We start from the raw sequence: 11,667 nt of genomic DNA, 5'->3' as shown, positions 1-11,667 counted from the left end.
CATTGTGAGCGGTCCCTTTCTTCTTGTAAAAATATTTCTTTTTGAAAAGTTAAAGCAATTGTTAAAAGTTGGAATAGCCATCGAGATGCATCCACTTTTTATCGCTGTTGAGTTTAAAAGTACCGATGTGTTCTTTATTCCACTCGTGTGGGCCAATCAAGGATAAAAAATGAACGCCTTGCGCATCGCGATACAAATGATAAATCTCTCCAATAACTGGCTCAAACGAAAATTTGGCACTGTACACGAGTTCGTTCCACTCGTATTCTTGCATCAATTTTTCGTATTGTAATTTGAGTTCATTGAACTTATTTCCCAATTCTTTATTCACATTGTCAATTCCTCTGCTTTTCCAAGAAACTACATCATCAACACGAATAACTGGTGCACCAACACCTGTTGCGTAGGGCAAAATATTGGCATTGTATCCCGCCTCGGCAGTATAAACAACATTATCTGGTTTTTTATCTTCCATTTATTTTCAGCTTATGCAAAGAATAATTATTTTGTTTTGTTTAAATTTTATTCAGCAAAGTTAAACAAAAAATAGTTTTCTAGTAGCTAATCCTGATTACTTTGATTTCAAAAATAAAAATAGTTTCATTGTGTCTATACAACACATACTATTTTTTGTTACATTTGATATTCTTCAATTAAAGCTATTTACCTGAAAATAAACCCGTATGAAATCAAAAATTGTAATACTACCCTCTTTACTCCTACTTGCTGTAGGCTTGCAGGCACAAACCAAATGGACCGAAACCAACAAAAATACCTATAAACTAGTAGCCAACAAAGGTGGTCAAACCTTGGGCTACTCACCTCAATCAGGTATCAAAATCATTCAAGTAGATGGTTTTGCGTTTAAAGACTTGAATAAAAACGGGAAATTAGATCTCTATGAAGATTGGCGCAAACCCGTAAACGAAAGAGCTAAAGACCTAGCCGCGCAAATGACCGTAGAACAAATCGCAGGTTTAATGTTGTACAGCAGGCACCAAGCCATTCCAGCGCAAGAAGCAGGCATGTTTACAGGAACCTATAACGGAAAACCTTTTTCCCAAAGTGGTGCAAAACCTTCCGCTTTATCTGATCAGCAAATTGCTTTTTTAACCAAAGACAATCTGCGACATATTTTAATGACCTCGGTAGCGTCACCAGAAATTGCAGCAAAGTGGAACAACAATATTCAAACCTTAGTCGAAGGAATCGGGATGGGAATTCCAGCCAACAACAGTTCCGATCCTAGAAACGGTGCCAATAAAGATGCCGAATACAATGCGGGTTCCGGAGGTGCTATCTCACAATGGCCCGAAGAATTAGGTCTAGCTGCCACTTTTGATGCTGCTATTACACAACAATTTGGTAGTATTGCTGCACAAGAATACCGCGCCATGGGAATTGCAACTGCGCTTTCGCCTCAAATTGATTTGGCAACAGAACCAAGATGGAATCGCTTTGTTGGTACTTTTGGCGAAGACCCAAAACTAGCCACCGACATGGCAAGAGCCTATGTAGACGGTTTTCAAACTCCAAAAAAATCTATTGCCAACTACAACGGTTGGGGACATCAAAGTGTGAATGCTATGGTAAAACATTGGCCAAGCGGCGGTCCTGAAGAAGCTGGACGCGATGGACATTTTGCCTACGGTAAATTTGCAGTTTATCCTGGAAACAATTTCGAAACACACTTAAAACCATTTACCGAAGGCGCTTTTCAACTAAACGGTTCTACTAAAAAAGCATCAGCGGTGATGCCGTACTACACCATCTCATTTGGTCAAGATAAAAAATATGGCGAGAACGTAGGGAACGGGTTTAGCAAATACATCATCACTGATTTGTTGCGAGATAAATACAGCTACGATGGCGTAGTTTGTACCGATTGGCTCATTACTGCTGATGAAGGTGCGAAACCAGATGTGTTTGCTGGAAAATCTTGGGGAGTTGAATCCTTAACCGTAGCCGAAAGACATTATAAAGTGCTGATGGCTGGCGTGGATCAATTTGGAGGAAATAACGACATCAAACCTGTTCTTGAAGCCTACCAAATGGGTGTAAAAGAGCAAGGCGAATCCTTTATGCGCAAGCGTTTTGAGCAATCAGCGGTTAGATTGCTTTTGAATATTTTTAGAGTAGGATTGTTCGAAAATGCCTATTTAGACCCGAACGAAACCAAATCTATTGTTGGAAAGCCCGAGTTTATGAAAGCGGGTTACGATGCGCAATTAAAATCAGTAGTTTTGCTTAAAAATCAAAACAAAACGCTACCAATTGCCAAAGGAAAAACGGTTTATGTACCAAAGCGCACCACACCTGCGGGAATTAACTTTTTTGGACAACCTTCGCCAGAAAAAATAGAATATCCAGTTAATTTAGAATTGATTAAAAGATACTACACTGTAACCGATGATCCAGACAAAGCTGACTTTGCAATGGTTTTTATCAAAAGTCCGATCAGCAACGGCTACAGTCGAACGGATAGAGAAGCTGGCGGAAACGGATATGTACCCATTAGTTTGCAATTGAGTGACTACACCGCCGTTGATGCAAGAGTGCAAAGTATTGCTGCCGGTGATCCTGTGATTGATCCTACTATCAACAACCGTTCGTATGTGAATAAAACGAGTAAATCCAATTCATATCCTGATTTAAATACCATTTTAGATACAAAAAAAGCCATGAAAGACAAACCTGTTTTAGTAGCTGTATCCATTTCAAATCCGATGGTTTTTAGTGATTTCGAAAAAAATGTAGATGCAATACTGGGAGATTTTGGCGTACAAGTAGAAGCTTTGTTAGATATTGTTTCTGGTAAAGCAGAACCGTCTGGCTTGTTACCTTTGCAAATGCCCGCCAACATGTCTACCGTTGAAAAACAACTCGAAGATGTACCCCACGATATGATTCCGTACCAAGACAACGTTGGAAATGTCTATGATTTTGGTTTCGGACTAAATTGGAAAGGTCCCATCAAAGATGCCCGAACAGCCAAATACAGTGTCAAAAAATAAAACACAATCTCTCAAAACCACCTACTCAAAAGGTGGTTTTTTTATGAGGAAACTTTAGATTTTTCTTTTTACAAAAAACACTAATTAAACGCAACGAACTGATTGTGTTAATTCGAAGTAAAAATTAAATCCAATCATCAATTTTTATTTGGCATTTAGTACCTTTAAAGACAATTTTGTTAAAACTTCCATCATGAAAAAAATAACCCTTGTTTCCCTTTCTATATTCTCCATGCTCGCACTAAATTGTGAGGCACAAACCAAACCAAATGATGTAGTTATCAAAGACGAAGTTAAAAATTACACCTTAGAAACCGTTGCATCGGACATTGCGATTCCGTGGGGAATGACTTGGTTGCCAGACGGAGCGCTATTGGTTACAGAAAAAAATGGGACTTTGTTTCATATAAAAAACGGACAAAAAACAGCCGTTAAAAATGTTCCAAAAGTTTATACTCGTGGACAAGGTGGTTTGTTGGATATCGCTCTACATCCTGACTACGCGAAAAACGGTTGGATTTACATGACTTTTGCTTCCGAAGAAGGTGAAGGCACGGGAGGAAATACCAAATTGATTCGCGCTAAATTAGTTGACGGCGGTTTAACCCAAATTGAATCGTTGTACAAAGCAACTCCAAATACAACCAAAGGACAGCATTTTGGTTCCCGAATTGTTTTTGATAATGATGGTTATTTATTTTTCTCAGTGGGTGAACGTGGGGAACACTTTGTCAATCCACAAGATATTACCCGCGATGGTGGAAAAATTTACCGACTAAATGATGATGGAAGTATTCCAAAAGACAATCCTTTTGTGGGTAAATCAGGAGCTAAAGAAGCTATTTACACTTACGGAAATCGCAACCCACAAGGAATGGCAAAAAATCCAGTTACCGGCGCCATTTGGGAAACCGAACACGGACCTCAAGGTGGCGACGAAATCAATATCATTCAAAAAGGAGTGAATTACGGTTGGCCAGTCGTGACCTACGGTATCGATTATGATGGCACTACAATTAGTACACAAAACGAAAAACCAGGAATTGAAAAACCAATTTATTACTGGTTGCCTTCTATCGCGCCAAGCGGAATGACATTTGTAACCAGCGATAAATATCCAGATTGGAAAGGCCATTTGTTAGTAGGATCATTAAAATTTCAATACCTTGAATTGGTTCAATTAAAAGGAGATGAAATTGTAGGTCGTCAAAAAATTGCCACCGGAGTCGGTCGTGTACGCAATGTAGCGCAAGGTCCCGACGGCTACATTTACATGGGTGTAGAAGGAAAAGGAATTGTAAAAATTATACCTAACTAAATCATGATCAACACAAAACTAATTTTGGGATTGGGTATGGCATTGCTAGGAAGTATTGCTTCAAAGAACTCTATCGAAACAGCTGCATACAGCCGCATTGATAAAAAAAATAACTTTGTAACTACTCAAAATCCGGGTAAAGAAATATATGCCGATTTTTGCATACAATGTCATGGCGCTGCAGGCAAAGGAGATGGCACTAATTTTCCGCCTTTGGATGGATCTAGCTGGTTAAAAAATAAACGAAAAGCAAGTATCGCAGCAGTAAAATACGGAAAAAATGGAATGATGATAGTTAATGGTAAATGGTACAATGGTAACATGCCTGCCATGGGACTCAGTGATCAAGAAGTAGCTGATGTAATGAATTACATAATGACTTCGTGGAGCAACAAACAAACCAAAGTTGTGACTGTAACAGAGGTTGCAGCAATTAAAAAATAAAGTTTTTTTAGAAATTCATTTTTAAAAGTAATAAACTACCGAAAAACCTCCGTAATAATTAATCGGATTTCCAGGATAAAAATAACGAGGCGCAGCAGTACCAAATCCTACCGCATTAGGCAAAATATTAGCAGCATATTTTTGATTTAAAGCATTGTTCACTCCAGCATTTACCTCTGTTTTCAAACAATTAAACAAGGTAAATAAATAAGTCAGTTTACTATCTAACAGCGTATAACGATCACTGTATTTGGTGTTGCTATCGTTCATAGGGATTTTACCAACGGTTTGCAAAGCAGTGTTCCAGCTTATTCCCATTTTTGTTTGAACATCAATTCCGAAATTAAATTGCGATTGCGGTGCGCCCGTGAGTTGATTTCCAGAATAATCAGCATCACCATCTGCAAACTCGTTGAACTTAAAATTATTCAAAGTTCCCGAAGCTTGGGTTTTAATTTGTACTTTTCCGCTATTTAAAACAGTATATCTCAACACAAACTCGAGACCTGAATGTGAGCTGCTACCCGCATTGATACCTACAAATTGATCTTCAGCAGTGCGACGTGCGACTAACAAATTTTTGATTTGAGTAGTATACAAAGCTACTTCGGTGTATAACTTTTGACCCAACCAATTTCCTTTAAAACCTACTTCATAATTCCAACCCAATTCTGGTTTCAAACTGTTGTTAATTTGACCTTGAGGAGTTAAGGTTTCTGAAACCGATGGCACCGAAAAACCGTTGCTAATTGCTGTGTACAAATGTTTTCCTTGGCTTACTTGATATGACAATCCAACTCGTGGTGACCACACAGCGCCAAAGGAATACGGATCACCTTGATTTGTTTCGTTTTCTAATGAATAGGAAGTTTCATTGAAAGCCAAACCCGTTTCTAATTGTAGTTTTGAATTTAGTTGCAACTCCATTTGAACAAAAAAAGTGCTGTAATTTCTATTTTGATTTACGGTACTAAAAGCTTCTCCTTGCACACTTCCTTGACCTGGTTGCGATTGATACAAATTACGATACAAAGTATTGTTATATTTTTCCTTGAGCAATTCAGTTCCAAAACTCAGTTCCATGGGTACTGATAAAAGTTGGTCTTTGAAGTTGGCATGTGCTCGCAACCCTACTGTATTGGTGTTATCTTCTAAAATATCAAAAGGGCGTGGTTCGTAAGCCTCTTTGAAACTACCAAAAACACTCGTTTGCAACGACCATTTATTTGTAAATTGATGTTGATGTGCAATTCCTAAAAGTACTTTATCATAAGATTCAAATCCTTTTGCGGCAGCCCAAGTAGGAGCGGCTTTCTCGGGATTGTTTGTAAAATCATTTTCGTTAATCGAACTCGGAATAAACGCTTTCAATCGTGTAAAAGTTCCCAGAAAAGACAATTTCCCTTTCATGCCCAATTGCTGCTTGCCGTGCAAGTTGAATGTTTTCCGGTTGTAGTCACTGTTCGCTCTAAATCCGTCCTGCTGTACATTGGCATAACTGCTGTACAAATTGCTTTTTGCATTAGCAAACCCGGCAGTATATTGCTGGTATAGCAAACCAAAACTTCCTAAAGTGGTAGCCGCTTTTGCAAAATTCTCTCCCGCAGGCGTCTCTTTTGAAAACAGTTGGATAACACCGCCCAAACCCGATCCAAAACTCGTGGCATTGGGTCCTTTTGTGATTTCTATTTTTTCAATTGCGTTTAAATTTAAATCGTCAATTGTAGTTTCTCCTTCGCCGGTAGTTAGCGGAATCCCGTCAAAATAAGCTTTGATTTTGGTAGTGCCAAATTGTGCGCGTGCACCAATACCACGTACCATAATTCGGTTGGTGTTCAACGCACCTTGCTGCATATTCACGCCCGGAATTGTATTTAAAACGGGGGTTAAAATCAAACCATCGCTTTTATTGATATCAGCAGCAGTTAGTATTGCCACAGCCGCAGCGGTTTTTTGAACGCTTTTTTGTATCGGTGCGCCTTTCAAAACTACTTCTGGCAAAGAGATGGTGTCTTTTTTCGCTTGCGCAAAAGTTAAGCAGACGCCCTGAACTAAAAGGAAACAAAGAATTATTTTTTTTAACAAGGGACTACTATTTAGGGGTTTAAATTGGTGCTTAAAGATACTCTTTTCTTCCGTTTTGCACCAAAGCAAAACACGATTTCATACCATCAAAAACCGTAAATTATGTAACACTTTTAAAAAATTCTTCAGACAATATTAAATACCTTGCTGTCATAATTAGCAACTTTTTGATGCAGTAATTCCTCAACAATGAAACCCATATTAAATCTATTTTTTGCTTTAGCACTTTCTCTACTATTTTTTTCTTGTCAAAATGAAAAGGCTGCAAAAAAAACAGCCACTGCTCCTATTACAAAAGAAATTCAAAGTCAAAAACCACAACTTGATACAATAGATTACAAGCAGCGCATGCTCGCTTTAAGCAACCAAGACACCACCGGAAGATGGCCTGCAGAAAGTCCGTATCCGTTAGTGGGTGCTGTTTTGCCATACCAACGCATCATTGCATTTTATGGTAATTTATACTCTAAAAGAATGGGTGTATTAGGCGAATATCCCAAAGACGAAATGCTTCAAAAACTACAATCAGAAGTAGCCAAATGGCAAGCTGCTGATTCAACAGTTCAAGCAATTCCTGCACTGCATTATATTGCAGTTTCGGCGCAAAGCCAACCCGGAAAAGCAAATAGGTACAACATGCGCATGCCGTTTAAACAAATTGACACCTTGCTAGCTTGGGCAAAACCTATTAAAGCATTGGTGTTTTTAGATGTGCAAATTGGCCATAGTACCGTAAAAGAAGAAGTAACGCAACTAGAATCGTATTTGGCCAAACCCAATGTACATTTGGGTATTGATCCTGAATTTTCGATGAAAGGAGGTCACGTGCCTGGCAAAAAAATCGGTACACTTGACGCCTCAGATATTAACGATGCAATTGCAATTTTGGCTCGAATTGTACGCGAGAAAAAGCTTCCGCCAAAGGTTTTAGTAGTACACCGTTTTACACAAGGAATGGTTACCAATTACCAAAACATTAAAAAAGTTCCCGAAGTACAAATCGTGATGCACATGGATGGTTTTGGAAGTCAAATTCTAAAAAAATCAACTTACTTACGTTACATTTATAGAGAGCCAGTCCAGTTTACAGGTTTCAAATTATTTTACAAAAATGACAAGTGGAACAAGTGGAGCATGTATACGCCAGAACAATTGGTTCAACTTACACCAAAGCCAATTTACATTCAGTACCAATAAATTGGAGTGTATTACTGATTGAAAAATCACCTTTAAAAACCAAAAAAGCACTATCATTTCTTTTGAAACGATAGTGCTTTTTTATTGTAAGGCAAGTTTTAAATTACCTTCCTGACAACCAACCCTCAGGATTAATCAACGTTGAGTTTTGAGAAATCATAAACTTTAAAACTGTCTTTCCGGTATCGCCATTGGTTCTTACTTTACCAATGCTTTGTTTAATGCTTACTTTATCACCTTTACTTACTGATACCGAACTTAAATTTTGATACACCGTAAAATAATCACCATGCAAGATGGTAACGGCTTTGTTCACTGGCGAAATTACCATTACACTTGTTACCTCACCTCCAAAAACCGCACGAGCACTGGCTCCTTTTTCGGTAGTAATTTCAACACCACTGTTGTGAATGGTAATCGTATTAAAAAGCGGGTGTGTTTGGTTTCCGTAGCCTAGAGAGATAAATCCCTTTTCAACTGGATAAGGCAAACGACCTCTGTTGGCTCTAAAATTATCTGCAACTAATTTGGCCTCTGGCGTTAATTGAATTTTCGATGATGAAACTGCCGCTTTAGATACTGGCGCACTTGGGTTTGCTTTTGCTTTTTCTAGTGCTGCTTTTCTGTTGGCTTCGGCAATTGCTTCTCTTATCAACCTATTAATTTGCCTGTCAATTGTTCTGTATTCTTGCTGGCGTTTTTTAATTTCTTGCGCAATCTTGTTTTTGTCCTTCTTGATAGAATTCACCAACTTAAGTTGCTCTTGCTTTTCTTTTTCGAGAGACAAACGTTCCTTTTCATTCTCGGCAATCAATTTTTGTTTGGCCGTTTTTTGAACGTCTAACTTTTGATTGAAATCGGCTAATTTATCTGTTTTGGTTTTGATTTCTTCTCCTTGCGTTTTTCTGTAGCTTGTGTATTGCTTCATGTATTGCGCGCGTTTGTAGGCTTGCAAGAAATTTTCAGAAGAAAGTAAAAACATCGCTCTACTCTCACTAGACCTGCTTTTGTATGATTTCACAATCATTTTAGCATAATCTTCTTTTAAAATTTTTAATTCTTTTTTCAATTTATTAATCTGTACTTGATTAATATACATGTCATTCTTAAGCAATTTCGTTTGCTTTTCGGTAGTGTTAATTAATTTTTCCTTTAGCTTAATTTTATTGCTTTGAATCGCGATAACGTTCACGACCGTTTTTTCTTTTTTCTTTACGGATTGTAAAAGTTTTTCGTTTTCGCGAATTTCTTTTTGAATTTGCTCTTTGCGTTGTTCTAATTTTTCTTGTTGTGACTCTTGACTCCAAAGTAAGGAAGTCATACAAATACAAATTAGGCTTAGGATCAATTTTGGCATGTGAAAAAAATGTTTTGGCAAATTTACTTAATTAAAATTCTTTTGTAGCCATTTGGCACACTATAAGGAAAAGAAAGTTCTTCGTTAAAAGAAATTCCGTTATACTCCAATTTTATATCCGTAGTTCCTTTTTTTTGTTGGGTTTGAATTGCAATTTGCGTAGGCAAAGTTCCTTGTGCATACTCTTGGTGTGCGCCATACTCTACTTTAATGTTACGTTCTTCAGCAACTTGAGCCACTTCTTGTTTTTGAACTAAATAACGCAACGCATCTAAAAAATAAGACTTTGAAGTGCTCCCACTATTTTGATCTACCAGTTGATAATTTTGCTCTTCAAGTTTAACTTGATACTTGCCTTTGCTTAAATTATCGATAGCCTTACCCAATAATAAATTTTGCACTTTTTCATAATCTAAATCAGTACCTAACCATTGGCTCAAACTACTAAAATCGCCTTCAAAATAAGTTCCATTTAATTTCTCGTAATAACTTACTGCTTTTGGAGTAATTAAGGCTTTGGCCATTGTAATGCCAAGAAAACGAACACTTACCAAAATTTGTTCGTCTTTCTGTATTTTAATTTCAGCCGTTACGTTTTGTGTCAATTTATCATCTGCGTAGCGTGCGCTCGACTTAATGTACAATGTAGAAAAATCGATTTTATTGTTGTAATGCTGCTCAATAATTTTTTTAGCAGACATTTCAGCGCTAGCAACTGCGGAAACTGCAGGAGCTTCAGGAGTTGTTCCAACCGCCATTGATTTGGACTTGCAGGACAACAACGACACTGAAAGTATAAAGAGTAGGACACATTTTTTCATTATTTTTTTGCTTTAATTAATTGATTGGCTTTGGCAAAATACAAGTCTTTTTTCTTGAAATCCCCCAAACCGTTATAGGCTTCTCCTAATTGGATGTTGAAGTTCACTTCTAAATCCAATTGTTCTACTACATAATCCATGCCCATTTCGAGATAATCCTTTGCTTTCTTGAATTGTTTTAATTGATTGTTGGCCAAACCTACATAATAATAAAAGGTCGCTTGTGTTGGAAAACTCTCTACCAAAGCAGTTGCTTTTTTATCTATTTGGTCAAATTGCTGCACCTCCGTAAGTGCTTGCAAGAGCAACAAATGCGTTGCGATATCGCTGTCAGCATTGGTTTTCAGAGCCTTTTCGTAAAAGGGAATTGCTTTTTGGTACAGCTTTTTACTTTGAAAAAACAAACCTATTTCTTTAGCTACATTGATGTTTGGATCATTATCAAAGTAAGAAACTGCTTTTTCTAAATCAGCGCTGTACTGTGGATTTTTATTGACATAAATTAAAAATTCGTTTAAAATACGGTCTTTAATTTTTGAGTCGATTTTGCTACTACCCAATACAGTATTCATGGCACTGATGGCTTTTGCGGCGTCATTACTATCTAAATAATTTTTGAATAAACTCACCTGCGCCCACTCTGAATTTGGTATGGCTTTTTCTAATTTTTGAACAACTTCAAAAGCTTTTTTCTCGTCGTTATTTTTAGAGTACAAAAAAATCAAATTCAAGTAATTCGATTCTTCCTTTGGATTCTTTGAGATGAGTTGCTCGAGGTTTGCAATTTCCGAATTTTGATATTTCCCTACTGATAGAATTTGACTTTTGTACAATTCTCTTCTATCTGTTTTTCCAACGGTTTCGTTGAGTTCTTGTATCAAAGTTAAAGCTTTGTCGTATTGATTGGTAGCCATGTACAGCGAAGTCAAATCCTCTTTGTACTTCGAATCGATTGGGATTAGTTTGTTTAAAACTGTGATTCCCTGCGCATAGTTTTTGGTTTCATAACTCACATCGTACATGCCAATGTAATTCCACTTATTCTTAGGATCGATAGTGCTGGCTTTTTCAAAAAAAGTAAAGGCTTCGGGATAATTTTTTAATGCTAAATAATTTTTCCCTAATTCATAAAAAACGGTAGCGTTGTTAGGGCTGATTTTATCGGCTTTTTCAAGAGCGATGATTGCTTTGTCATGATTTTCGATTCCTTTTTGCAGCAACGATTCGTAGAATAGTTCCTGAAACTGATCTGTATCCAGTTTGATTTCTTCGGGTTCAATTTGTGCGCACAAATTTGTTTGGAATCCAAAAAATCCAATTAGTAGCAGTACAAAAAATTTGTTTTTCCTATTCATAATTAAACGTAATACTAGTACAATTGATACAAAATCAGAACCTTTTTTGAAGTAACAACTCACTGATTGAGAGCAG

General features: G+C 37.3%; 9 protein-coding genes. 4 read left to right on the top strand and 5 right to left on the bottom strand.

What is annotated here, in order from left to right:
• Positions 1-61: 61 nt before the first annotated feature.
• Positions 62-475, bottom strand: a complete 414-nt coding sequence (locus tag G9Q29_RS01170) for a DUF2452 domain-containing protein (protein WP_166132679.1) — start codon at positions 473-475, stop codon at positions 62-64.
• 208 nt (positions 476-683) lie between these two features.
• On the opposite strand from G9Q29_RS01170, the gene G9Q29_RS01165 reads away from it, so the two are divergent.
• The 3 genes from G9Q29_RS01165 (at position 684) to G9Q29_RS01155 (ending at position 4,776) form a co-directional block, all read left to right on the top strand.
• The gene (locus tag G9Q29_RS01165; RefSeq protein ID WP_166132678.1) at positions 684-3,014 is read left to right on the top strand and encodes a glycoside hydrolase family 3 protein; all 2,331 of its coding nucleotides are present in this window, start codon (positions 684-686) and stop codon (positions 3,012-3,014) included.
• Positions 3,015-3,207: 193 nt separating this feature from the next.
• On the top strand, positions 3,208-4,332 hold the full coding sequence (locus tag G9Q29_RS01160) for a PQQ-dependent sugar dehydrogenase (protein ID WP_166132677.1): 1,125 nt from the start codon (positions 3,208-3,210) through the stop codon (positions 4,330-4,332).
• Positions 4,333-4,335: 3 nt separating this feature from the next.
• Positions 4,336-4,776, top strand: coding sequence for a c-type cytochrome (locus tag G9Q29_RS01155; protein WP_166132676.1), 441 nt, complete (start codon positions 4,336-4,338; stop codon positions 4,774-4,776).
• 21 nt (positions 4,777-4,797) lie between these two features.
• On the opposite strand, the gene G9Q29_RS01150 is transcribed toward G9Q29_RS01155, so the two are convergent.
• On the bottom strand, positions 4,798-6,777 hold the full coding sequence (locus tag G9Q29_RS01150; protein ID WP_225872868.1) for a TonB-dependent receptor family protein: 1,980 nt from the start codon (positions 6,775-6,777) through the stop codon (positions 4,798-4,800).
• 273 nt (positions 6,778-7,050) lie between these two features.
• Between G9Q29_RS01150 and G9Q29_RS01145 the strand changes: the two genes are divergently transcribed.
• Complete coding sequence (locus G9Q29_RS01145) at positions 7,051-8,058, top strand: hypothetical protein (RefSeq protein ID WP_166132674.1); 1,008 nt, start codon at positions 7,051-7,053, stop codon at positions 8,056-8,058.
• A 103-nt stretch (positions 8,059-8,161) separates the two neighbouring features.
• Here G9Q29_RS01145 and G9Q29_RS01140 read toward each other — a convergent pair whose 3' ends face one another.
• The 3 genes from G9Q29_RS01140 to G9Q29_RS01130 all read right to left on the bottom strand — a co-directional run bounded on the left by G9Q29_RS01140 (position 8,162) and on the right by G9Q29_RS01130 (position 11,591).
• A complete protein-coding gene (locus tag G9Q29_RS01140) occupies positions 8,162-9,379 on the bottom strand; it encodes a murein hydrolase activator EnvC family protein (RefSeq protein WP_225872867.1) in 1,218 nt (405 codons plus the stop codon).
• Between the two features lie 59 nt (positions 9,380-9,438).
• On the bottom strand, positions 9,439-10,173 hold the full coding sequence (locus G9Q29_RS01135) for a DUF4292 domain-containing protein (RefSeq protein ID WP_317164723.1): 735 nt from the start codon (positions 10,171-10,173) through the stop codon (positions 9,439-9,441).
• Between the two features lie 62 nt (positions 10,174-10,235).
• A complete protein-coding gene (locus tag G9Q29_RS01130; protein ID WP_166132671.1) occupies positions 10,236-11,591 on the bottom strand; it encodes a tetratricopeptide repeat protein in 1,356 nt (451 codons plus the stop codon).
• Positions 11,592-11,667 lie beyond the last annotated feature (76 nt).

This window comes from Flavobacterium turcicum, assembly GCF_011365745.1.
GTDB lineage: Bacteria > Bacteroidota > Bacteroidia > Flavobacteriales > Flavobacteriaceae > Flavobacterium > Flavobacterium turcicum.
This window is presented reverse-complemented; position numbering and strand designations above follow the sequence as displayed.